19 protein-coding genes and 1 tRNA gene are annotated in these 22,470 nt (G+C 70.9%); 17 read left to right on the top strand and 3 right to left on the bottom strand.

Annotated elements, in window-relative coordinates:
* Positions 1–112: 112 nt before the first annotated feature.
* Positions 113–1,642 carry a dolichyl-phosphate-mannose--protein mannosyltransferase gene (locus tag G555_RS0104740; RefSeq protein WP_051208455.1) on the bottom strand — a complete coding sequence of 510 codons (1,530 nt, stop codon included), beginning with the start codon at positions 1,640–1,642 and terminating at the stop codon, positions 113–115.
* A 531-nt stretch (positions 1,643–2,173) separates the two neighbouring features.
* Between G555_RS0104740 and rsmI the strand changes: the two genes are divergently transcribed.
* Genes rsmI through G555_RS0104720 form a run of 4 tightly spaced genes read left to right on the top strand, consistent with a single transcriptional unit; the run spans position 2,174 to position 5,751 of the window.
* A complete protein-coding gene (gene rsmI, locus G555_RS17990; RefSeq protein WP_084634746.1) occupies positions 2,174–3,124 on the top strand; it encodes a 16S rRNA (cytidine(1402)-2'-O)-methyltransferase in 951 nt (316 codons plus the stop codon).
* Positions 3,121–3,960 (top strand): TatD family hydrolase, encoded by an 840-nt coding sequence (locus G555_RS0104730; protein WP_028707986.1) that lies wholly within the window; start codon positions 3,121–3,123, stop codon positions 3,958–3,960. The genes rsmI and G555_RS0104730 overlap by 4 nt, the downstream gene beginning before the upstream one ends.
* Complete coding sequence (gene rsmA / locus G555_RS0104725) at positions 3,957–4,811, top strand: 16S rRNA (adenine(1518)-N(6)/adenine(1519)-N(6))-dimethyltransferase RsmA (protein WP_028707985.1); 855 nt, start codon at positions 3,957–3,959, stop codon at positions 4,809–4,811. Before G555_RS0104730 ends, rsmA begins: the two co-directional genes overlap by 4 nt.
* 19 nt (positions 4,812–4,830) lie before the next feature.
* On the top strand, positions 4,831–5,751 hold the full coding sequence (locus G555_RS0104720) for a 4-(cytidine 5'-diphospho)-2-C-methyl-D-erythritol kinase (RefSeq protein WP_028707984.1): 921 nt from the start codon (positions 4,831–4,833) through the stop codon (positions 5,749–5,751).
* Between the two features lie 74 nt (positions 5,752–5,825).
* On the opposite strand, the gene G555_RS17985 is transcribed toward G555_RS0104720, so the two are convergent.
* Positions 5,826–6,719, bottom strand: a complete 894-nt coding sequence (locus G555_RS17985; protein WP_051208448.1) for a damage-control phosphatase ARMT1 family protein — start codon at positions 6,717–6,719, stop codon at positions 5,826–5,828.
* Positions 6,720–7,193: 474 nt separating this feature from the next.
* Here G555_RS17985 and G555_RS0104710 point away from each other — a divergent pair, with 474 nt between their 5' ends.
* From G555_RS0104710 to G555_RS0104680, 7 genes are all read left to right on the top strand, one after another.
* Positions 7,194–7,874: a hypothetical protein gene (locus G555_RS0104710; protein WP_156887437.1), complete on the top strand. Its 681-nt coding sequence runs from the start codon at positions 7,194–7,196 to the stop codon at positions 7,872–7,874.
* A gap of 5 nt (positions 7,875–7,879) precedes the next feature.
* Positions 7,880–8,962, top strand: a complete 1,083-nt coding sequence (locus G555_RS0104705; RefSeq protein ID WP_028707982.1) for an RND family efflux transporter — start codon at positions 7,880–7,882, stop codon at positions 8,960–8,962.
* Positions 8,962–10,911: an ABC transporter ATP-binding protein/permease gene (locus G555_RS0104700; RefSeq protein ID WP_028707981.1), complete on the top strand. Its 1,950-nt coding sequence runs from the start codon at positions 8,962–8,964 to the stop codon at positions 10,909–10,911. Before G555_RS0104705 ends, G555_RS0104700 begins: the two co-directional genes overlap by 1 nt.
* A gap of 142 nt (positions 10,912–11,053) precedes the next feature.
* Positions 11,054–11,632, top strand: coding sequence for a hypothetical protein (locus G555_RS0104695; RefSeq protein WP_156887436.1), 579 nt, complete (start codon positions 11,054–11,056; stop codon positions 11,630–11,632).
* Positions 11,625–11,918, top strand: a complete 294-nt coding sequence (locus G555_RS17980) for a DUF4190 domain-containing protein (RefSeq protein ID WP_211223175.1) — start codon at positions 11,625–11,627, stop codon at positions 11,916–11,918. Before G555_RS0104695 ends, G555_RS17980 begins: the two co-directional genes overlap by 8 nt.
* A complete protein-coding gene (locus G555_RS0104685; RefSeq protein ID WP_028707979.1) occupies positions 11,915–12,628 on the top strand; it encodes a response regulator transcription factor in 714 nt (237 codons plus the stop codon). The genes G555_RS17980 and G555_RS0104685 overlap by 4 nt, the downstream gene beginning before the upstream one ends.
* Entirely contained in the window at positions 12,625–13,509 is an 885-nt protein-coding gene (locus tag G555_RS0104680) for a sensor histidine kinase (protein ID WP_028707978.1), read from the top strand. The genes G555_RS0104685 and G555_RS0104680 overlap by 4 nt, the downstream gene beginning before the upstream one ends.
* Before the next feature lie 64 nt (positions 13,510–13,573).
* Here G555_RS0104680 and G555_RS17975 read toward each other — a convergent pair whose 3' ends face one another.
* The gene (locus G555_RS17975; RefSeq protein ID WP_051208446.1) at positions 13,574–14,233 is read right to left on the bottom strand and encodes a TetR family transcriptional regulator; all 660 of its coding nucleotides are present in this window, start codon (positions 14,231–14,233) and stop codon (positions 13,574–13,576) included.
* A gap of 283 nt (positions 14,234–14,516) precedes the next feature.
* Between G555_RS17975 and G555_RS0104670 the strand changes: the two genes are divergently transcribed.
* The 6 genes from G555_RS0104670 to mfd all read left to right on the top strand — a co-directional run bounded on the left by G555_RS0104670 (position 14,517) and on the right by mfd (position 22,412).
* Positions 14,517–14,595 (top strand) — tRNA-Gln (locus G555_RS0104670).
* A 31-nt stretch (positions 14,596–14,626) separates the two neighbouring features.
* Positions 14,627–16,093: a bifunctional UDP-N-acetylglucosamine diphosphorylase/glucosamine-1-phosphate N-acetyltransferase GlmU gene (glmU, locus tag G555_RS0104665; protein ID WP_028707977.1), complete on the top strand. Its 1,467-nt coding sequence runs from the start codon at positions 14,627–14,629 to the stop codon at positions 16,091–16,093.
* Positions 16,090–17,067 (top strand): ribose-phosphate diphosphokinase, encoded by a 978-nt coding sequence (locus G555_RS0104660; RefSeq protein ID WP_028707976.1) that lies wholly within the window; start codon positions 16,090–16,092, stop codon positions 17,065–17,067. Before glmU ends, G555_RS0104660 begins: the two co-directional genes overlap by 4 nt.
* A gap of 420 nt (positions 17,068–17,487) precedes the next feature.
* Positions 17,488–18,108 (top strand): 50S ribosomal protein L25/general stress protein Ctc, encoded by a 621-nt coding sequence (locus tag G555_RS0104655; protein ID WP_028707975.1) that lies wholly within the window; start codon positions 17,488–17,490, stop codon positions 18,106–18,108.
* Between the two features lie 7 nt (positions 18,109–18,115).
* Positions 18,116–18,715 (top strand): aminoacyl-tRNA hydrolase, encoded by a 600-nt coding sequence (pth, locus tag G555_RS0104650; RefSeq protein WP_028707974.1) that lies wholly within the window; start codon positions 18,116–18,118, stop codon positions 18,713–18,715.
* Between the two features lie 118 nt (positions 18,716–18,833).
* Positions 18,834–22,412, top strand: a complete 3,579-nt coding sequence (gene mfd, locus G555_RS0104645) for a transcription-repair coupling factor (protein WP_036921299.1) — start codon at positions 18,834–18,836, stop codon at positions 22,410–22,412.
* Positions 22,413–22,470: the final 58 nt, after the last annotated feature.

The following is a 22,470-nucleotide window of genomic DNA, read 5'->3' as shown; positions in this document are numbered from 1 at the left end:
GTCGGGAGCACTGTATGACGAGCCCCGCCGCGCTCGCGAGGAGGTCACGGATTCGACAGCCTCCCCTCCCCACACGATCGAGCCGGAGCGTCACCGGGACGGGAGCGTCGCGTCACACCCAGCTTCCGAACCACATCCGGGCCAGCCAACTGCTGTACGGCAGGAGCTGGTCGGTGAGGATCGGGTAGATGTACGCGAAGTTGAGAGCCACGAGGGCGATCGCGACGCCCACGATGATCGCGCCGGTGCGTCTTCGCTGCTTCGGCTCCCGGTCGCCGAGGATCAGCCCCATCACCATCGCCAGCCCGATGCAGGTGAACGGGATGATCGTGACCGCGTAGAAGAAGAAGAGCGGCCGGGAGGTGTACATGAACCACGGCAGGTAGGTGCTGAGGGCCGCCACCACGGGGACGCCGAACCGCCAGTCACGGGCCGCCAGCCACCAGATGATGCACACGACGAGTGCCGCGGCGGCCATCCACCACAGAACGGGCGTACCGGCGGCCGAGATGACCCTGACGCACGTGTCGGGCCCCTCGCAGCCGTCGGTGCCCGCGGCGATGTTGTTGACCGCGTCCACACCGGTGGGGCGGGCCATGATGAGCCACAGCGCCGGGTGCGCCGAGTACGGATGGGTGGCGTTGTTGATGTAGTCGCCGGTGTGGAACGCGTAGATGTCCTGATGCAGCCGGATGAGCGAGGCGAATCCCTCGCCGAGGACGCGGACGAGCGGGTTGTCGGGGTTCTGCCTCCCCCAGTCGCGGTCCCAGCCGCCGCTGGTGACCAGCCACGGGATCCACGTCGCGAGGTAGGTGAGGAAGCCGACGACCACCAGGTAGACGAATCCGGGGACGCCGTCGGCCAGCAGCGCCCACCAGGATTTCATGCGCGCCCCGGCGAGACGCCGCGCACCGACGTCCCACAGCACGGTGAGGATGCCGAACGCGGCGAGCGCGTACAGGGAGTTCCACTTCACCGCGCACGCCGCGCCGAACGCGAGCCCGGCCGCGAGGCGCCAGGGCCGCCACCAGACGAGCGGACCGAACTGGCCGCCGAGGTCGCGCAGCCCGGCGCGCTCGAGGTGGGTGGCCAGTTTCACGCGGAACCAGTCGCGGTCGGCCACGGCGCACGACACGCCGATGACGAGGAACGCCGCCTGGAAGATGTCCAGCAGGCCGGTGCGCGACATGACGAACGCAAGACCGTCCAGCGTGAGCAGCAGGCCCGCGATGCCGCCGATGAGCGTGGACCGCGAAAGGCGGCGGGCGAGGCGGATCGTCGCGAACACCAAGATCGTGCCGAAGACCACGGACATGATCCGCCAGCCGAACGAGTTCATCCCGAAGAGGTACTCGCCGACCGCGATGAGCATCTTGCCCAGGGGCGGATGGACGGCGAACTCCGCACTGGTCGACATCACGTTCGCGTTGCCGTTGATGATGCTGTCGTTGGCGCTGTCGGGCCAGTTCACCTCGTACCCGTAGGTCAGGATCGCCCAGGCGTCCTTCGGGTAGTAGGTCTCGTCGAAGACCAGCCTGTTGGGGTAGCCGACGTTCCAGACGCGGATGACGAACGCCAGCGCGGTGATGCCGAGGGTGACGAGCCAGCCGTTGAGCCGGTCGGTGGGGTGGAAGTCGCGCAGCCGCTGGATGGTCGTGAGTTGGGGCGGGGCTCCGTAGCTGCTGGCCAGGCCGAAGAACGGACGCCGCCTCGCCGGGGCTTCGGGTGCGGCCTCGTCGGCGCCGTCCCCGGTCGTGGGGGCCTCGGTGCTCGGTGTGTCCGTCGTGGGGGCCTCGGTGATGTCGGCGGGCGGGCCGGGGTCGGAGTCGGCCGACCCGGGGTCGGAGGCCTCGTCGCGCGGAGGGAACTCGTCGCGGAAGTAAGGCGCGGCGACGGTCGTCGCCGCGGTGGCGTCGCCGTCGTCGGCGACCGGGTCGGTATCGAGCGGCTCGGCGCCGGGCGTGGCGGGGTCGGACGCGGGGACGTCCGGCGCCTCGGGGCCTTCCGCCCCTCCGCCGGGTGCGGCGGGCGGCGGACCGTCGCCGCTCGTGCCGGGATAGGTTTCCTCACGCGTCACGCGCCCCATAGTAGAGGGGCATGCTGGCCGTCGGTCCGGGCGTGGTCGCGCGCCGCCGCGTGCGGTCGCGTCGCGAGGGTGTGGGACAGTTGCGGTGTGACTGGGACCGGCGTAGGAGAACTCCGCGTCGTCGGCACGCCGATCGGGGACGCGGCCGACGCCAGCCCTGCGATGCGGGACGCGCTCGCGACCGCCGATGTGATCGCCGCCGAGGACACCCGTCGCGTCCGGGCGCTGCTGCGCCGTCTGGAGTTGGGGACGACGGCCCGGATCGTGTCGAACTTCGACGGCAACGAGGCCGCTCGTGCCGCCGATCTCGTCGCCGAGCTCGTCGCGGGGCGCACGGTCGCGCTCGTCAGCGACGCAGGCATGCCGCTGGTGTCCGATCCCGGGTACCGCGCGGTACAGGCGGCGATCGCGGCCGGGATCAGGGTGCGCGTCGTCCCGGGCCCGTCGGCGGTGCTCGTCGCCCTGGGGCTGTCGGGCCTGCCGACGGACCGGTTCTGCTTCGAGGGATTCCTGCCGCGCAAGGCCGAGCAGCGCCGGCGCCGGATCGCCGACCTGACGGCCGAGCCGCGCACGATGGTGTTCTTCGAGGCGCCGCACCGGTTGGCGGACTTCCTCGCCGACACAGCCGCTGCCTTCGGCGCCGATCGGCCCGCGGCGGTCTGCCGGGAGCTCACGAAGACCTACGAGGAGGTCCGCCGGGACGGGCTGGGCGCGCTCGCCGCCTGGGCGGCCGGCGGTCCGGTCCGCGGCGAGATCACGGTCGTGATCGGCGGTGCCGCACCCGCGTCGGCGTCGCCGGCCGCGGCGGTCGCCCTCGTTCTCGACCGGGTCGCGGCCGGGGAGCGGTTCTCGGCCGTGGTCGCCGAGGTGGCCGAGGCGGCCGGGATGCCGCGCAAGGAGCTGTACCGGCGTGCGCTGGCCGCTCGCGAAGAGATGTCCACCGCGTCCGGGGGTGCCGCGGGCGCCGTCGTGGACTCCGATGCCCCTGCGCCGCGCCGTCCGGGTGCGGGCCGATCGTCCGAAGGAGACCCGACGTGACGACGCGTCCTCTTCCCCCTGCCCCGGAACCGCTGCCCCGGCCGGTCACCGATGCGCACACCCACCTGCTCAGCACGCAGGAGTTCTCGGGCCTCGCCGTCGCCGACGCGCTGGCGGCCGCGCGTGCGGTCAACGTCACCCGGCTGGTCGAGGTGGGGGTGGACGTCGCGTCGTCCCGCGCGGCGGTGGCGCTCAGCGAGACCCACCCCGAGGTCGTCGCCAACATCGCCATCCACCCCAACGACGCCGCGCGGCTCGGTGTGAACCTGGCCGGCGCGCTCGCCGAGCTGGAGCCGCTCGCCGCGCACCCGGGGGTCCGTGGGATCGGGGAGACAGGGCTCGACTATTTCCGCACGACCGATGCGGCGGGCAGGGCCCTGCAGCGCGAGTCGTTCACATGGCATATCCGGCTCGCTCAGCGGACCGGGGCCACGCTCGTCATCCACGACCGGGACGCGCACGACGATGTCCTCGCGGTGCTCGACGAGGCGGGGGTCCCCGAGCGGGTCGTCATGCACTGTTTTTCGGGCGACGCCGCCTTCGCGGCCGAGTGCGTCGCGCGGGGCGCGTGGCTGTCGTTCCCCGGCACGCTGACCTTCAAGCCGAACGAGGCGTTGCGCGAGGCCGCGCGGGCCGTCCCGGCCGACCGGCTGCTGGTCGAGACCGACGCGCCGTACCTGACGCCCATGCCGTTCCGGGGCAAGCCGAACTCGTCGTACCTGCTGCCGCTCACCGTCGCCTTCCTGGCCGGGGTGCGCGGCCTGGGGCTCGGGGACTGCTGCGATCTGGTGAACGACAACGCGGCCGCCGCGTTCGGGGGCGGGTGGGGAGCATGAGCGACGGCCTGCTCGACCCGCGGACGCTGCGCGAGATCGCGGCCGGCATCGGCCTGCAGCCCACGAAGAAGCGCGGGCAGAACTTCGTCGTGGACGCGAACACCGTCCGGCGGATCGTCGCCCTGTCGGGTGTGCAGGCGGGCGATGTGGTGCTGGAGGTCGGTCCCGGGCTGGGATCGCTGACGCTCGGGCTGCTGGCGGCCGGCTGTCGCGTCGTCGCGGTCGAGATCGACGCGCTGCTGGCCCGGCGGCTGCCGTTGACGGTGGCCGAGCGGCGGCCCGACCTCGCCGACCGGCTGACGGTCCTCACCGCCGACGCGCTCGCGGTGACGACGCTGCCCGGCCCGGTTCCGACCGCGCTGGTGGCGAACCTCCCGTACAACGTGTCGGTGCCGGTCATCCTGCACCTGCTGGCCGGGTTCGATTCGCTCGCGCGCGGGCTGGTGATGGTGCAGGCCGAGGTTGCCGACCGGCTCGTGGCGGCGCCGGGGTCGAAGACCTACGGGACGCCGTCGGTGAAGCTGGCGTGGTATGCACGGGCGCGGCGGGTCGGGACCGTCCCGCCGGCGGTGTTCTGGCCCGTCCCGAACGTCGACTCCGGGCTGGTCGAGATCGTGCGCCGCGAGCCTCCGTCGCCGACCGTGCCGCGGGAGCTTGTGTTCCGCCTGGTGGACGCCGCGTTCGGGCAGCGCCGCAAGATGCTTCGTTCCGGCGGGTTGAGCGGCGTCCTGCGTGATCCCGAGTCCGTGCTGCGCGCTGCGGGCGTCGATCCGACCGCGCGACCCGAGGCGCTCACCGTCGCCGACTTCACCCGGATTGCGGAATCGGCCACGGCAGCGGGCGACGCGTGAAGTCGGCTACTGTCCACCCGTGACCCACGTGGCGTCGAGCGAGCAGGTCCGGGTGCGGGTGCCCGGGAAGATCAACCTCGCCCTGCGCGTGGGCGCGCTGGCGCCCGACGGGTACCACCCGCTCATCTCGATCTTCCAGGCCGTGTCGATCTACGACGAGGTCACGGTCACGCCCATCCGGCGCGGTCGCGTCACCGCGGAGGTCAGCGGGCCGCAGGCGTCCCGTGTGCCGACCGACGGGCGCAACCTCGCCGTGAAGGCCGCCCGGCATCTGGCCGAGCATCTGGAGCAGGTGCCGACCGGGGTGCACATCGCGATCCGCAAGGAGATTCCGGTCGCCGGAGGCATGGCCGGCGGTTCGGCCGACGCCGCGGCGACCTTGCTGGCGTGCTCGACCCTGTGGCAGACGGGGCTCACGATCCACGATCTCGCGCAATTGGCCGCCACGCTCGGGTCGGACGTCCCGTTCCCCCTGGTGGGCGGGATCGCGGTGGGTACCGGCCGGGGCGACAAGCTGGTCCCGGCGCTGAGCCGCGGTGTGTACCACTGGGTGCTGGCGTTGAGTGACGGGGAGTTGTCGACGCCGGCGGTGTATCGGCGGTTCGATGCGCTGGGGGCGGTGAACGAGCCGCTGGACGTGCCTGCGGAACTCATGAACGGGCTGGCCGCCGGCGATCCCGTGCAGGTCGGCCGCCACCTCGCCAACGACCTGCAGGCGGCGGCGGTGGACATGCAGCCGCAGTTGCGGCGGGTGCTGGACGCGGGCGCCGAGCGGGGTGCCCTCGGCGCGCTGGTGTCGGGGTCGGGCCCGACGGTCGCCTTCCTGACGGCCGATGAGGAGACCGCCATCGACCTGTCCGTCGCGCTGTCCGGCGAGGGTGTGTGCCGCGCGGTGCGGCGCGCGTCCGGTCCGGTGCCGGGCGCCCGTGTGATCGGCTGAGACCCGGTCCTGCGCAGCAGCGTGGAGGGTTGTTGTTGGACTACCAACATCAACTCTCCACGCTAGGCAGGTTCCTAGGCCATGACCGGACGGTGGACGGCGCCGTCGGCGAGGACCAGGGAGCCGACGGGTACGCCGAGCATGCCTGCGACCGGGGCGCATTTGGCTTTGAGCAGGTAGAAGGTCCGCGGTCGGAACACGTCGTCCTCGACCGTGGTCTCGAAGTTGGCCATCCCTTTGGTCAGGATGAGGTCGGCGGCGTCGAGGTGGGCGAGGGTCGACGGTTCCACGAGGCTGCGGATGACGCCGATGCTGGCCGTGCCGGTGTCGCGCACGTCGGCGATCTCGCCCATGCGGGCCGCCGTGGCGTCGGCGCGGAGCGCGTCGTTGATCGCGGGGCCCCCTTTGACGACCACCGTGAGGCGCAGCGGCGGGAGCCCCTCGTTCGCGCGCCATTGCCGGATCGTGTCCAGGAGCAGCCGGTCGAACACGATCTCGCCGGCGTTGTCGGTGCACAGGGTGAGGTCTCGGGCGGTTCGCAGCCTGTCGCGCAGCCGGTCCAGGTCGTTGATGGCGAAGTCGAGTTCGAGGGAGTCGAGCAGCGCCTGGTGGACGTCGAACTGCGTGCCGAAGGAGAAGTCCATCATGTTCCCGACGGCCGCCACCCGCACCGCGGCGTAGAGGGGATCGGGATGATCGGCGATCATCTCCTGCGCCATCGGCACCAGGCCGAGGACCGCCGCGTCGTTGTCGGCCTTCGCCTGCGCCAGCGGGTCGTCGACGCCGATCCGGCCGCGCGTGTGGGCGTAGAACTCGCTGAGCGAGCGGCCCAGCTCGCGACCCGGCTGCAGGAACTGCTGCTGTTCGGTCAGCAGGGCGTCCCGCAGCTCGGGGGTGACCCCGTGGCCGTCCAGGACGCGCAGCACGGTCTTGGACTGGCACTCGATGCAACTGTGCGTGAGCTTCACGGGTCACCACCTTGTCGACCGGCGCGACGCTGTCGTCGCGCCACCTCTGGGGGAACGGTAACCGGGCGCCCGGGGTTTCGAGTTACTGAGTGCGAACACCCACATCGGCGCGTTCGGCCTTGTCAGCCGGTTCCGACGCCGGTGCCGGACGCCGCGTGACGCGCCACATCCCAACGCTGTAAGAGATATCTGGGTGCACCGCTCGTTGACGGGGTCCGTCCTCGGCCTGTAGCGTCCGAGTCAGTCGCGACCCACCCATGGAGACGTCTCCATCTCAACAACCGAAGGGATATCGCCATGCCTACGAGAAGGCGCAGAGCGCTGCGCACGGGCGTCGCGACCACCGTCGTCATCGGGGCACGTTCGTCGATCGCGTTTCTCCTGTCTGCGTGCCTGCTTGCCGGGTGCGCGTCAAACGAGTCACGGGACTCCACGGCCACCGCGCGACTCGATGCGGAGACAGTCCAGGTCATCATGCCCATCACGGAGTACCGGATCTCGGAGCAGACCAGCACCAAGATGTCTGTTGCCACCGGCCTCATGGTGAGGCCGTGCATGCGCCGGTTCGGCTTCGAGATCGTCATTCCTTCACTGTCGTACGTGTCGGAGATGCGCGTCTGGGGTGTCTGGAATGTCGAGCGGGCCCGGCGAAACGGCTTCGCCATGGAAGGGGACAGACCGGAACCGACGGTCTCACCCGAACATGAGGAAGCGCGGCTGACGTGCTGGGAGGCATCGCAAGCGGACAGGGACGAACTGCTCGCCGGATGGACCGACGAGATGGAGGCAAAATCCACGGAAGTGCTTTTCAGGGCACACGACGCCGCGGAGGGCACGGACGAGTTCCGGCGGGCCAGGTCCGAATACGACGAGTGCCTTCGCGGAGCGGGTCTTCGGCCCAGGGCCGACGGATGGGGGTCGGAGAGGACATATGCATCTGGTCCATCCGGATCTCCCACCGCGGAGGAGATTCGGGTGGCCGTGATCGAGGCTCAGTGCAATGTCGATCTGAACATCACGCAGCGAATGGGTGACCTGGAGGCGAGCCTCCAGGTTCCGTTGATCAGGGAGAACCAGGCCGCGCTGAACGCGGAGCGTGACGGGCTTGCCGGACTTGAACAGCGCCTCGACGAGTACATCCGGACGCATCAGTGAGATGGATGAGGTGGGGAGTCCCGGCCGTCGCCATCGTCCTGGTTGCGGCGTCCTTCGGCATGGGGGTGTGGTTCGCCAGGCCGAAGTGGCAGCAGGCCCAGGACGCGGCGACCCCCATCGTCGTCTGGGCGACCGTCGAGCAGCGGGTCGTCGACGACCGCGCCGAGTTGTCCGGATCGGTGGCGACGACCACAACGAGTGACGTCGTGGTGCCCGTCCCCGACCAGGCCGTGGTGACCGTGGCCCCTCCGGCGCGGATCGAGCAGGGCGGTCTGATCCTGGAGGCGTCCGGCACCCCCTACTTTCTGCTGCCGGGGCCGCTGGCCCTCTATCGCGACCTGCGAGTCGGCGATCACGGGGCGGACGTGCAGACGCTGGAGGACTCACTCGTCCGCCTTGGGTACGACCTCACAGCCGACGGCGTGGTCAGCACCGTCACCGTGGAGGCCGTGCAGGAGGTCTTCCGCGACGCGGGCTACGAACTGCCCACCGAGACCGTGTCGGCAGGCAGCGACCCGAGCGCATCGCCGTCTCCGAAACCCCAGAGGCGCGCCGTGATTCCTGTCTCCCAGTTGGTGACCGGGCCTGCGGGCGAGGTCGCGACACGGGTCAAGGTCGGCGAACGCATCTCGCCGGACACTCCGGTTGTGAGGATCCGCTCGACGACCAGATCCGTCACGGCCACCGTCGGGGTGGACGAGCGAGCGAGCTTCCCCGTCGGGCAGCAGGTGGCCGTGATGTCGGACGGGAAGAAGATCCAGGGCAAGGTCGCCCGCATCGGAGCCTACGAGAGCGGCACCGACGGAAGGGTTCCCGGGTACCCCGCGACGATCGACCTGTCCGCCGCCGACGCGAAGGGCCTCAGCGACGGGCAGTCCGTGCTGGTGACCCTGCCCGGAGGTGCGGTCAGTGCCGGACCGGCGATCCCTGTCACCGCGATCCGCCACGACGACGCCGGCGACTTCGTGCTCGCGAAGGGGACCGGAACCCAGACCCCTGCCCGCACTTCGGTGAAGGTGCTCCGCACGGCGAACGGCTGGGCGGCCGTGGAGGGCGTGTCGGAGGGAACCGAAGTGCAGGTCTCCTGATGGCCCTGCTGACCGTCCAGGGCGTGACGCATCGTTACGCAGGCGCCGACGTCCCCGCCCTCGCGGACGTCAGCCTTGAGATCGAGCGCGGGGAGTTCGTCGCCATCGTCGGCCCCTCCGGCTCGGGGAAGAGCACGCTGCTCAACATCCTCGGGCTGCTGGAGGCGCCGACCTCCGGCTCGTATGCCATCGACGGCCGTTCCACGACCGACATGACCGAGGCAGAGAGCGACGTCGTCCGGTCGCGCGTCTTCGGCTTCGTGTTCCAGAACGCCCATGTCCTGGGCGACGACACCGTGGCGTCCAACGTCGAGCTCGGGCTGCGCGTCCAGGGCGTCCCCGAGATCGAACGAGGCTCCCGGGCCCGCGAGGCGATCGAGGCAGTCGGCCTGGACGTCCCCCTCCGGCAACGCGCGCGGCTGCTGTCCGGTGGTGAGCAGCAGCGGCTGGCCATCGCACGTGCCCTGGCGACCCGTCCCGACGTGGTCTTCGCCGACGAGCCGACCGGCAACCTGGACTCGGCGAACGGCTCCACGGTGCTCGCCCTGCTGCGTGACTTCCATGCGCGGGGAGGAACGGTCGTCCTCGTCACCCATGACCGGGACATCGCGGCGAGCGCCGACCGCCAACTGCTCATCCGGGACGGCGAACTTGTCGAGGACGTGTCGCGGCGCGCGCCGGACGTGCCGCGAGAGGCCGAGGCATCCGAGGCGTCCGGGGCGCCGGTCGACCGGACTCCGCGACGGCGAGGGAGGCCGGGCCGCTACGAGGAGGCGCTGCGCTCCATCGCCGTCAAGCCGATGAGGTTCGCCTGGCTCCTGACCGCCTTCGTGCTCGGTGTCGCCGGACTCGTCGTCGCGCAGGGCTTGAGCGAGAGCGCCGCCGCGCAGGTCAACCAGCGTCTCACTGCGGCCGCGCTCGACAGCCTCACCGCCGACCTCCCGACCAGCGTGGAGGTGTGGCGACCGGGCGACCTCACCCTCGACACCCTGCAACAACGCACGCTCGCGCTTCCACGCGTCGAGGAAGCGAGCTGGGTGGCCGGCGTCGCCCCGGCAGACGTGACCATCACCCGCCTGAGTCCGGCGGAGCAGGAGCCGGCGGACGCGCTCGGCCTGACCGCAGCATCGCCGGCCCTCTTCGACCTCGTCGGCGCGCGGGTGAGACCCGCCGGCGCGGCCGCCCTGCTCAACAACGAGAGCGTCTCCCCCGCGGTCATCCTCGCGACAGGCGCAGCACGGGCGCTTGGTATCGAGCCCACCGACACGCCCGTCAACCTCACCATCTGGGTCAACGGGGTCCGGGTGCAGGTGATCGGATTCGCGGACTTCCCCGACGAGGACCAGGTCACATCGCCGTACTCGCAGACCGTCTTCATCTCGCGCACGGGGATGGCTCTTGTCGGGGACCGTCCCATTGCCGTTCAACTGCGCGCGCGCACCGAACCGGGTTTCCCCGCCACCGTCGCCTCGGCGCTGCCCCTGCAGCTCGCACCGTCCAACCCCGGCAGCGTCACGGTGCGGACCGTGGCCGACCTCCTCGGGCTACGGATCGGCGTCGCCGCCGACCTCGCCGCCTTCGTCGGCGGCCTGGCCGTCATCGTGCTGATCCTGGCCTGCGTCGCCGGCGGAGTGGCCATGTACCTGTCGGTCGTGGCACGGACGTCCGAGATCGCCCTGCGTCGGGCCATCGGCTCCTCGCGTGGCGATGTGTTCGGGATGTTCCTCTTCGAGAGTCTGATCACCGGGTTGCTGGGCGGTGCCCTCGGCGCCGTCGCGGGGCAGGCGTTGACCGTCGCCGTCACGGCGGGGCTGCGGTGGACGCCGGTGCTGTCGCAATGGGCCGGCCCGCTGGGACTCGTCGCGGGCGTTGCGTGCGGGCTGCTCTCCGGCGCGTTCCCCGCCATCGCGGCGTCGCGGAAATCACCCGCCCAGGCGATGCGCGAGTAGCGCTCCGGTCGCCTCGCCGTGGCGCCTCACTGTTCCTGGCGAACGGGGGCTACCGGCGGCGATTGGCACCTGTCGCGGATCGGAGACAAACCTGATACCGCACGGCGACCAGTGGCCCCCACTTCCTAAATACTGTGGGGATATGAGTCACACCAGACGAAACATGCATACCCCGGTCCTTCTCGCTGTGCTGACCGCCGCCGTGTCGCTGACCGGCTGCGCTCTCAACGTCTCCTCGGGCCCCGACGCCGAGGACAAGCCGTCTGTCGAGGTCTCCACTCCGGTCGAGGCGTCCACGCCGGTGGAGACCGCCGCTCCGTCCGCGACCACCGGAGGCGAGAGCGATTCCGAGAGCCGGAGCGAGACTCCGTCCCAGACCCCGGCCGAGGGGTCGATCCGCACGAAGTACGCGGACGCGGTCACGACCGAGGTGCGCTGTGTCGACGGCACCGCCAAGGTAGCCGGGCAGGGGTCGGTCGTGAGACTCGCCGACACCTGCGACAAGCTGGTCATCACGGGGAACGGGGCAGTTGTGCTCGCACAGCAGGTCGGAACCCTGCAGATCGACGCCGTCGGCGTCGTGGTGGTTGTCAGCGAGGCCGACGACATCTCCCTCAGCGCCAGTTCCGTCGGCTCCATCGTGAGCTGGGAGAAGGGCTCGCCGTCCGTCGACGACAAGTCGACCGGTTCGGTCGTCATGAAAGACGCGACTGTTGACTGACGTCCACTGCCCCGTGGCGCCCGGCGTCGCCCGACCTCAGCAGCCCGGCCCGATCGAGCCCAGGACGAACGGGCTCGCGATCACCGCCTTCGTGCTCGGGCTGCTGGGGTTCGCGCTCCTCCCCGTGGCCCTCGGCCACATCGCGCTGCGGCAGATTCGCAGGCGCGGCGACGCCGGGACCGGTCTCGCGGCCATGGGACTGGTGCTCGGCTATGCCGCGACGGTCGTCTATGCGGCCCTCGTCCTCGTGGTGATCTGGGGCACGATCCGGGCGGCCACGTCGTGACCGCGGATCCCCGGGTGCTGCTCGTCGACGACGAGGAGCCGATCACCTCGACGCTGGGGCCGTACCTCGAACGCAGCGGCTTCGATGTGCTGATCGCCCGCGACGGCGAGGAAGCCCTGCAGATGCTCGCCTCTCACCCCATCGATATCGTGGTCAGCGACGTCCTCATGCCGCGGCGCGACGGACGCTCGTTCCTCCGAGAGCTGCGGAGGCGGGAGGATTGGACCCCCGTGATCCTGCTCACCAAGGTCGACGAAGCCTTCGAACGCTCGGCCGCGCTCGACGAGGGTGCCGACGACTATCTCGGCAAACCGTTCGAACCCGCAGAGCTGGTCTCGCGGCTCCGGGCGGTGCTGCGGCGCACAACGCCCGGAAAACGGACGCTGGCGGCCGCCACCCGGTTGACGTGCGGGGAACTGGAGTTCGACCGCACCGCTCGTCGGGTGCGCCTCGCAGGCGCCGAAGTGGTGCCGACGCCCCGCGCAACGCTCCTGCTGGAATACCTGATGAGCCACCCTGACGAACTGCTCACGAGGGAACGGCTGTTGTCGACGCTGTGGGGGTACGAGTTCGCGGTGTCGACGCGGGCGATCGACCACCGGGTCGCGGAGCTGCGCCGGGTACTCGGCGACGATGCGCAGCATCCGCGCTACATCGAGACCGTGCAGCAGTCCGGATACCGCTTCGTCGGAGAGGTGACCGGGGCATGAGGCGGAGGCTTGTCGCCGCAGCCGGGCTTGCCCTGGCCGGCGCCGCCCTGGCCCTGTTCTTCTGGATCGGCGGGGCCAACCCCTGGTTTCACCTGTCCGTGCCCCTGTCCACGCTGGTGCTTCTCACCGGGTTCGCCGCCGCGGGTGTCGTGGTGCTGCGGGGGCTCCGTCGCTCACGCGAGTCACGCAGGGTCGAATCGGCTGTCGAACGGGCTCAGGAGGAGGAACGATCCGCGCACCACCGATTCCTGCGCCGGCTCGACCACGAGATCAAGAACCCCGTCACAGCGATCCGCAGCGCGCTCGCGGCCGCGCCGGAGAATCCGGCGGCGCTCGACGTCGCGGACGCTCAGGCGACGCGGCTGAGTCGCCTGGTGACAGAACTCGCGAAGCTCATCGACCTCGAGACGCGCTCCATCGAGCGACTGCCTGTGGATCTCGAGGACATGTGTCGTGACGCGGTCGACGCGGTGACCTCGATCGATCCCGCCCTGGACGTGCGAATCGAGTTCCCGAAGGTTCCGTGGCCGGTTCCCGCCGTGGAGGGAGACCCGGATCTCCTGGTCGTCGCGGTGTACAACCTCATCGCGAACGCGGCGAAGTACTCCGATCCGGGAGCGCGGATCGAGATCCGGGGCACCGAGGACGAGGGGTTCGTCACCCTTGAAGTCTCCGACACGGGGTGGGGCATCGCGCACGACGAGATCCCGTTCCTGTGGGACGAACTCGCCCGTGGCACGAACGCCCGCGGAAAGGAAGGATCGGGGCTCGGCCTGTCGATCGTTCGCATCATCGTCGAGCGCCACGGCGGCACGATCGCGATGCGGTCGGCGCCCGGGCAGGGGACGCGCGTGATCCTCCGGCTGCCCGTCGCAGCGTGAGCCCCGGCACGGGCATCGACCCGGGTCGCTCCGCGAGCGCGGGCCCGGTCCCCGGGGACGGTGCTCAGGACGGCTCCGGGGCGCGGCCCACGCCTTCGACCGGCTCTGCGGGTACCGTCGAGCGCAGGTGCGGCTCGACCTCCAGATGGCGCATCCCATTCCAGGCGAGGTTCACCAGATGGGCCGCCACCTCCTGCCGGGACAGGTCGTAGCGATCGCGCGAGTCCAGCCACCACTGCCCGGTGAGGCCGACGAGCCCGACGAGCATCTGGGCGTACATCGGAGCCATCGCCGACGGGAAGTGGCTGCGCTCGAAGTGGTCGGCGAGGAGGTGCTCCACGCGGGTTGCGACGCCCGACAGGATCGTGGCGAACGACCCCGACCCCGCCTCTCCGCCGGACGTGTCGCGCGAGATGATCCGGAACCCTTCGGGGGATTCGTCGATGTAGTCCAGCAGCGCCAGCGTGCCGAGCTCGATGAGCCGTCGTGCACTGGATTGCTGACGAGTGAGGGCGTTGTGGATGGCCAGATCGAGCCGCACGACCTCGCGGTCGACGACCACCGCGTAGAGGCCCTCCTTGCCGCCGAAGTGCTCGTACACGACCGGCTTGCTGACCTCGGCCCGGGCCGCGATCTCTTCGACGGACGTCCCCTCGAAGCCCTTCTCGGCGAACAGTCCGCGTGCGACCTCGACGAGCTGGTCGCGCCGCTGCTCCCGCGTCATCCGGACACGCGTACGCCGGGCGCGGCGAACCGGTTCGGGGTTGGCGCTCACCGGGCCAGTCTGCCCTGAATCGCCTCCTGGTGGCAGGATGTCCGCTACTTGACACACCGTCAAGTAGCGGAATCGGCGCGGACGGTGACTCCCCGAACTCCTCGCCGTGCCGGGCCGGTCGTCGCTCCGGGCCGGTCGCCGGGAAGCGACGCTGACGTGCGCGACGCGCGCCGGGCACCGTAGAGTTGGCACCGGCCATTCACCTGGCCGCTTCCCCTGCGCAGGGGGAAGTTCCCCGGTTGGTCTGCCGGCAGGGCCCGCCTGACTTTGAATCAGGACCAGCGACGTAGGTTCGACTCCTACCCGGGGAGCGGAGACCGTGTTCGACCGTAGGGAGTGCCCGTGTCCGCTGACCAGACCGGTTCCGCGCCATCGCCCGTCGCAGCCGTCGTCGTCCTGGCGGCAGGCGGCGGTACCCGCATGAAGTCCGCCACCTCGAAGCTGTTGCACGAGGTGGCCGGACGTCCGATGCTGAGCTACGCGGTCGCGGCGGCGAGTGCGCTGCGACCCGACCATCTCGTGGTGGTCGTCGGCCAGCTCAAGGAGCAGGTGCTCGCGGCGCTGGAGGCGTTCGGAGCGGGCGTCGAGACCGCCGAGCAGCCCGAACCCCTGGGCACAGGGCATGCCGTGGCGTGCGGTCTGCGCGACCTGGGCGATCTCACCGGCGAGGTGGTCGTCACCTACGGGGACGTCCCGCTGCTGGAGGGCGACACGCTGGTCGACCTCGTCTCGACCCACCGGCGCGAGAGTGCCGGCGTGACGATCCTCACCGCCGACGTCCCGGAGCCCGACGGCTACGGACGCATCGTCCGCGACCACGGCGAGGTCACGCGCATCGTCGAGCACCGCGACGCATCCCCCGCCGAGCGCGAGATCCACGAGATCAACTCGGGGATCTACGTCTTCGACGCCCAGATCCTCCGGGCGGGCCTGGCCGGTCTCACCACCGACAACCATCAGGGCGAGCAGTACCTCACCGATGTCGTCACCTACTGTCGCAGCGTCGGCGGCCGGGTCGCGACGATGCAGATCGCCGACACGATCCAGACCGAGGGCGTCAACACCCGGGTCGAGCTGGCCCGCATGAACGCTGTCCGAAACCGGCGGCTGTGCGAGAAGTGGATGCTGGCCGGGGTCACGATCATCGACCCGGCGACGACCTGGCTGCACGATTCGGTCGACCTCGCCCCCGACGTGACCATCCTTCCCGGCACCCACCTCTACGGCGCCACGAGCGTCTCCTCCGGCGCGACGATCGGGCCCGACACGACGCTCGTCGACTGCGTCGTCGGCGAGAACGCCACGGTGATCCGCACGCACGGTCAACTCGCCGAGATCGGCCCCGGGGCCAGCGTCGGTCCCTTCTCCTACATGCGGCCGGGCACGATCCTCGAAGCCGGCTCCAAGGTCGGCGCGTTCGTCGAGACGAAGAACGCCCACATCGGAGAGGGCGCAAAGGTGCCGCACCTCACCTACTGCGGCGACGCCGAGATCGGGGAGGGCGCCAACATCGGCGCCGGCACGATCTTCGCCAACTACGACGGCGTCGGGAAGTACCGGACGACCGTCGGCCGGCACAGCTTCGTCGGCAGCGACTCCGTCCTCGTGGCGCCGGCCAGCATCGCCGACGGCGCCTACGTCGCGGCGGGGTCGACGATCACCAACCCCGTCGGGCCGGGCGAACTCGCGGTCGCCCGCGGCCAGCAGCGCAACATAGCCGGCTGGGTCGCGCGAAAACGGGCCGGCACGAAGACCGAGGAGGCGGCCCAGGCTGCGCTCGCCGAGGACGGGACGGAGGACGTCCGGTGACCGGAATCAAGCGGCCGTACGAGAAGCAGCTCATGCTCTTCTCGGGGCGGGCCTACCCGGACCTGGCCCAGGAGGTCGCCGAGCTGATGGGTGTCGAGCTCGTCCCCACCCGCGCGTTGACCTACGCGAACTCCGAGATCTACGTCCGCTACGAGGAGTCGGTCCGCGGCTCCGACGCGTTCGTCATCCAGTGTCACCCGGCACCCCTCAACGAGTGGCTCATGGAGCACCTCATCATGGTGGACGCCCTCAAACGGGCATCCGCGAACCGCATCACCGTCGTCGTCCCCTTCTACCCGTACTCGCGGCAGGACAAGAAACACCTCGGCCGCGAACCCATCTCCGCCAGGCTCATCGCCGACCTGTACAAGACGGCCGGCGCCGACCGGATGATGTCGCTCGACCTCCACGCCGCCCAGATCCAGGGCTTCTTCGACGGGCCCCTCGACCATCTCTTCGCGATGCCGGTGCTGGCGCCCTACGTCCAGGAGAAGTACAGCCTGGACGAGATGACGGTCGTGTCGCCCGATGCCGGACGCGTCCGCCTCGCCGACTCGTGGACCGACCGCCTCGGCGCCCCGCTCGCGATCATCCACAAGCGACGCGACCCGAGCAAGGCCAACGAGGTCGCCGTGAGCGAGGTCGTCGGCGATGTCGCGGGGCGCACCTGCCTGCTGGTCGACGACATGATCGACACGGCCGGAACCATCTGTCAGGCCGCCGAGGTGCTGATGGAGATGGGCGCGAAGCGGGTCATCGCCGCGGCGACCCACCCCATCCTGTCCGGCCCGGCCGCCGACCGTCTGAACGCGTCCGCGTTCGAAGAGGTGATCGTGACGAACACCCTGCCGATCGCCGACGACCTCCACATCCGGCAGCTCACAGTGCTGTCCATCGCACCCCTCATCGCGAAGGCGATCATGCAGGTGTTCGAGGACGGCTCGGTCGCCCAACTCTTCAACAACAACAACTGAGCATTCCGCCGCGGACGGCCGCGGCACCCGTCTCCCCGCGCTGTGACATTCCGGCCCGTCGCGTGCGCCGAGGCGCCCTGTCACGCGGCCATCGGTGCGTGCGCGCGCGGAATGTCACAGCGGCTGGCCGCGGGCGGGCGTCGCCGCCCTGGCGGCAGCACAGCTCTTCCGCGTGACATTCCGTCCCTTCGCGCCGGCGAAGACGGCCCGGGACGGCCCCGCGGGCCGTTCCGCGCGCGAAATGTCACGCCGCAGACGCGGTTCGCATGGCGCCGCGGTGCGCGGGATCGACGGCGATTCGCGCGGCACGCGGGGATTCGGGTAATCTTTCGAAAGTTGCCTCGGCGAGGGGCTTTGCCCGTGATCGACAAGGACCTCCTCGGCGAGCGCCTGCGTAGACATGGTCGAAGAGGAGAGTTCGTGTCAGAGGTCAAGCTTGCCGCCCAATCCCGCACCGAGTTCGGCAAGGGCGCTTCCCGTCGCCTGCGGCGTGCAGGCCGCGTTCCCGCCGTGATGTACGGTCACGGCGCTGATCCCGTGCACATCAGTCTGCCGGGACATGAGACCCAGCTCGCGATGCGTGTCGCGAACGCGCTGATGTCCATCGAGGTGGACGGTGGCGACGAGCAGCTCGCGCTGCCGAAGCAGATCCAGCGCGACCCGGTCAGGGACACCATCGAGCACATCGACCTCATCATCGTCAGGCGCGGTGAGAAGGTCACCGTCGAGGTGCCGCTGATCGTCGTCGGCGAGCCGGGCGATGCCTCGGCCGTCGTCGTGGCCGACCAGCAGACCATCGCGTTGGAGGTCGAGGCGACCAACATCCCGGCCCAGATCGAGGTCAGCGTCGCCGGCCTGCTGATCGGGGCGCAGGTGTTCGCGAAGGACCTGGCCCTTCCCGAGGGCGCCGTGTTCAACGGCGCGCCCGACGACCTGATGGTGTCGGTGAACGCGCCGGCCGTCGAGGCGCCGGTCGCCGAGGCCGCCGAGGGCGAGGGTGCCGAGGCCGAGGGCGAGCAGGCCGAGGCAGCCGAGGAGTAGTCCGTTCGTGTCACGCTGGCTTGTGGTCGGGCTCGGTAATCCGGGCCCGACCTACGCGTCCCACCGGCACAACGTCGGGGCGATGGTGGTCGCCGAACTGTCCCGCCGTGCCCGCTCCACCTGGAGCAGTGGGAAGGGCCTGCGCGCCGACCTCAGCCAGACACGGATCACCCCCTCCGGGATCGGGGCCGTCGGGGCGGACGCCGACACGGTCGTCCTCGTGCGCTCCCGGACGTTCATGAACGAGTCGGGCCTGGCGGTCGGGAAGACCGCGAAGTACTTCCAGGTGCCGGCGGAACGGATCGTCGTCGTGCACGACGAGCTCGACCTCGACTTCGGCAGGCTGCGACTCAAGCTCGGTGGCGGCGACAACGGGCACAACGGGCTGCGGTCCATCCGGGCGTCCCTCGGCACCGGCGACTTCCTCCGGGTCCGCGTCGGCATCGGCCGCCCGCCCGGACGCCAGGACCCGGCCGACTTCGTCCTCTCCGGCTTCCCGAAGGCGCTGACCGCCGACCTGGACGAGCTCGTGGACCGCGCCGCCGACGCCGTGGAGGCGCTCCTGCTCGACGGGCTCGCCACCGCGCAGAACCGCTTCAACTCCTGACACGGCCGTCCGGCCTCCCGCTCGGCGCGGAGGTGCATACTGGGGCACGGTCCGGCCCGTGCCGGCCGGGACCGACGCCGCTGCGCCGGCGCCCGTGAACCCTCCGGAAAGAGACTCCATGACACCCGATCCGCTCGTGTCCGCCGTGCTGGCGCGCATCGGGGAGCAGCCGAACCTGCGGCAGGCCGTCGCCGATCACGCCGCGACGCGCACCTTCGACCTCGCAGGGCCGGCCGCCATGCGTCCCTTCGTGACGGCGACCCTGGCCCGAGAGACCGGCCGCACCCTGCTGCTGGTCTGCGCCACCTACCGCGAGGCCGAGGCGCAGACCGCCGAGATCGCGTCGCTGCTGGGCGAGGACGCCGTGGCGTACTACCCGGCGTGGGAGACGCTGCCGCACGAGCGGCTGAGCCCCCGCTCCGACACCGTGGGGCGCCGGCTGGCCGTGCTGCGCCGCTTCGCCGGCACCTCCGAGCTGCCCGCCCCGCGGGTGGTCGTCGCACCGGTCCGGTCGCTGCTGCAGCCGCAGGTCGCGGGGCTCGGCGACCTGCGTCCCGTCGAGCTGGTCGCCGGCGGCGACTACGATCTCGCCGACGTCGCGCGCAGCCTCGTGGACGCCGCGTACGTCCGGGTCGACCTCGTCCAGCGCCGCGGCGAGTTCGCCGTCCGCGGCGGCATCATCGACGTGTTCCCGCCCACCGAGGAACACCCGCTCCGGGCCGACTTCTTCGGCGACACCCTGGAGGGACTGCGGCACTTCGCCGTCGCCGATCAGCGGTCGTTCGACGAGCCGCTCGACCGGGTCATCGCTTACCCGTGCCGCGAACTGCTCCTCACGCCGCAGGTGCGCGCCCGAGCGCGGACGCTGGCCGACACGGACGGCATGCCCGCCGCGCTCGTCGAGATGTGCGACCGGATCGCCGAGGGCCACGCGGTCGACGGCATGGAGTCCTTGTCGGCCGTCCTCGTCGACCGGCTCGAACTCCTGGTCGACGTGCTGCCCGGCGACGCGCTCGTGCTGGTCGCCGAGCCCGAGGCCGTCCGTGCCCGGGCGATCGAGCTCGCCGAGACGTCCGCCGAGTTCCTCCACGCCGCGTGGACGGCGGCCGCCGAGGGCGGCACGGCACCGGTCGACCTGGCCGGGTCGGCGTACCGGACGCTCGCCCAGGTTCGGCGGCGCGCCCTCGATCGCGGCCAGTCGTGGTGGGGGCTGTCCCCGTTCAGCGCCGGCCCCGACGTCGCGGCGGGCAGCCCGCTGGTCGCCGAGGACGGCGAGGTGGTCGATCTCTCCGAGGTGTCCTTGGGGAGCCAGGTGGAGTCCGCCTCGACGGGATTCTCGCCCGTGGAGACGATCGCAGGCACCGACGCGGCGCTGGCAGCGATCACGACGCACCTCGCCGACCGGTGGGACGTCGTGCTCGCGGCGGAGACCGAAGGCCTCGCGAAGCGTCTCGCCGAGGTGCTCGGGGAAGCCGGGGTGCCCGTCGCGCGGCAGGCCGAGATCGTCCCGGGCGTCGTCAACATCCTGGTCGCCGAGGTGCGGCACGGGCTGCTCGCCCCCGAGGGGAGATTCGCCCTGCTGTCGTCGGGCGACCTGACCGGACGCCGCGATCCCGACCGGGGCGGCCGCAAGCTCCCGGCGCGTCGCCGCAACCAGATCGATCCGCTCGAACTCGCCGACGGCGACCCCGTCGTCCACCAGGTGCACGGTGTCGGCCGGTACGTCGAGATGGTGCAGCGGGACGTGCAGGGCTCGACACGGGAATACCTGGTGATCGAGTTCGCGCCGTCCAAACGCGGTCAGCCCGGCGATCGCCTGTACCTTCCGATGGACCAGCTCGACCAGATCACCCGCTACGTCGGCGGCGAGAACCCGTCGCTGGACCGGCTCGGCGGCGGCGACTGGTCGAAGCGCAAGAGCCGCGCGCGGAAGGCCGTCCGCGAGATCGCCGCCGAGCTCATCAAGCTGTACGCGGCACGCCAGGCGTCGCGCGGGCATGCGTTCTCGCCGGACACGGTGTGGCAGCAGGAGCTCGAGGACAGCTTCAGCCATGTCGAGACACCCGACCAGTTGTCGGCCATCGACGAGGTCAAGACCGACATGGAGCAGGTCGTCCCCATGGACCGGCTGATCTGCGGCGATGTCGGGTACGGCAAGACCGAGATCGCGGTCCGGGCGGCGTTCAAGGCCGTGCAGGACGGCAAGCAGGTCGCCGTGCTCGTGCCGACGACACTGCTCGTCCAGCAGCACCACCAGACATTCGCCGACCGGTATGCGGGTTTCCCCATCAACGTGGCGCCGCTCAGCCGGTTCCAGAGCGCGGCGGAGGCGAAGGCGACCGTCGACGGCCTCGCGACGGGCGCGGTGGACGTCGTCGTCGGCACCCACCGGCTGCTCAGCCCCGAGATCGCGTTCAAGGACCTCGGCCTCGTCATCATCGACGAGGAGCAGCGATTCGGCGTCGAGCACAAGGAGGCGCTGAAGAAGCTGCGGCTGAACGTGGATGTGCTCGCGATGTCCGCGACGCCGATTCCACGGACGCTGGAGATGGCCGTCACCGGCATTCGCGAGCTGAGCGTCATCGCCACGCCTCCCGAGGAGCGGCACCCGGTCCTCACGTTCGCCGGGCCGTACGACGAGGCGCAGGTCACCGCCGCGATCCGGCGCGAACTCGCCCGCGAGGGACAGGTCTTCTTCATCCACAACCGCGTGAGCAGCATCGAGAAGGTCGCCACGCGGCTTCAGACGCTCGTCCCCGACGCGCGCGTCGCCGTCGCCCACGGGCAGATGGGGGAGGCGAGGCTGGAGAAGGTCATGGTCGACTTCTGGGAGCGCCGCGCCGACGTCCTGGTGTGCACGACCATCGTCGAGGCCGGTCTGGACATCTCGACGGCCAATACTCTGCTCATCGACCGGGCCGACCGGTTCGGCCTGTCCCAGTTGCACCAGTTGCGCGGACGCGTCGGGCGGGGCCGCGAGCGCGGGTATGCGTATTTCCTCTACCCGCCCGACAAGCCGCTCACCGAGACCGCGCACGATCGCCTGGCCACGATGGCCGCCCACACCGACCTGGGCGCCGGCATGCAGATCGCGATGAAGGATCTGGAGATCCGCGGCGCCGGCAATCTGCTGGGCGGGGAGCAGTCCGGCCACATCGCCGACGTCGGCTTCGACCTGTACCTGCGGCTGGTGGGGGAGGCCGTCGCCGAGTTCCGCGGCGAGGACGTCGAGCCCGAGCCGGAGCTGCGGATCGAACTGCCCGTGACCGCGCATCTGCCGGTGCCGTACATCGAGTCGGAGCGGTTGCGGCTGGAGATGTACAAGCGGATCGCCGAGGTGCGGACCCCTGCCGAGCTGGACGCCGTCCGTGCGGAGCTGCAGGATCGGTACGGCGAGCCGCCGGAGCCCGTCCGGGCCCTGCTGGCCGTCGCCGACTTCCGGCTGCTGGCGCGTCGAGCGGGTCTCACCGAGGTCATCGTCGCCGGGCAGGCGATCCGTTTCGGGCCTGTCGCGATGGCCGACTCGCGCAGGGTCCGGATGCAGCGGCTGTATCCCGGTGCCCAGGTTCGGGCCGCGATGGACGCCGTGCTCATCCCCGCGCCGCGCACGTCGGGCATCCCGTCGTCCCCGGTGACGGGTCTCGCGCTGCTGGACTGGTGCGGCCGGGTGGTGTCGGACCTGTTCCTGCCGGCCTGAGTCACTCCGCCGCGGTGTCTCGGCGGACGCGCGTCCTGCCGGGCGAGTCGCCGGCGTC

The sequence above is a fragment of the Propionicicella superfundia DSM 22317 genome (genome assembly GCF_000423465.1).
In the GTDB taxonomy this organism is placed as follows: Bacteria; Actinomycetota; Actinomycetes; order Propionibacteriales; family Propionibacteriaceae; genus Propionicicella; species Propionicicella superfundia.
The sequence above is the reverse complement of the archived record's forward strand: the minus strand, read 5'-3'. Positions and strand labels throughout refer to the sequence as shown.

Bases quoted from the DNA above. Each gene is read 5' to 3' on its own strand.
- rsmA (WP_028707985.1), top strand. From the start codon at position 3,957: ATGAGCGACGGCCTGCTCGACCCGCGGACGCTGCGCGAGATCGCGGCC.
- G555_RS0104710 (WP_156887437.1), top strand. From the start codon at position 7,194: ATGCCCATCACGGAGTACCGGATCTCGGAGCAGACCAGCACCAAGATG.
- G555_RS0104705 (WP_028707982.1), top strand. From the start codon at position 7,880: ATGAGGTGGGGAGTCCCGGCCGTCGCCATCGTCCTGGTTGCGGCGTCC.
- G555_RS0104700 (WP_028707981.1), top strand. From the start codon at position 8,962: ATGGCCCTGCTGACCGTCCAGGGCGTGACGCATCGTTACGCAGGCGCC.
- G555_RS0104695 (WP_156887436.1), top strand. From the start codon at position 11,054: ATGAGTCACACCAGACGAAACATGCATACCCCGGTCCTTCTCGCTGTG.
- G555_RS0104680 (WP_028707978.1), top strand. From the start codon at position 12,625: ATGAGGCGGAGGCTTGTCGCCGCAGCCGGGCTTGCCCTGGCCGGCGCC.
- G555_RS17975 (WP_051208446.1), bottom strand. From the start codon at position 14,233: ATGACGCGGGAGCAGCGGCGCGACCAGCTCGTCGAGGTCGCACGCGGA.
- mfd (WP_036921299.1), top strand. From the start codon at position 18,834: ATGACACCCGATCCGCTCGTGTCCGCCGTGCTGGCGCGCATCGGGGAG.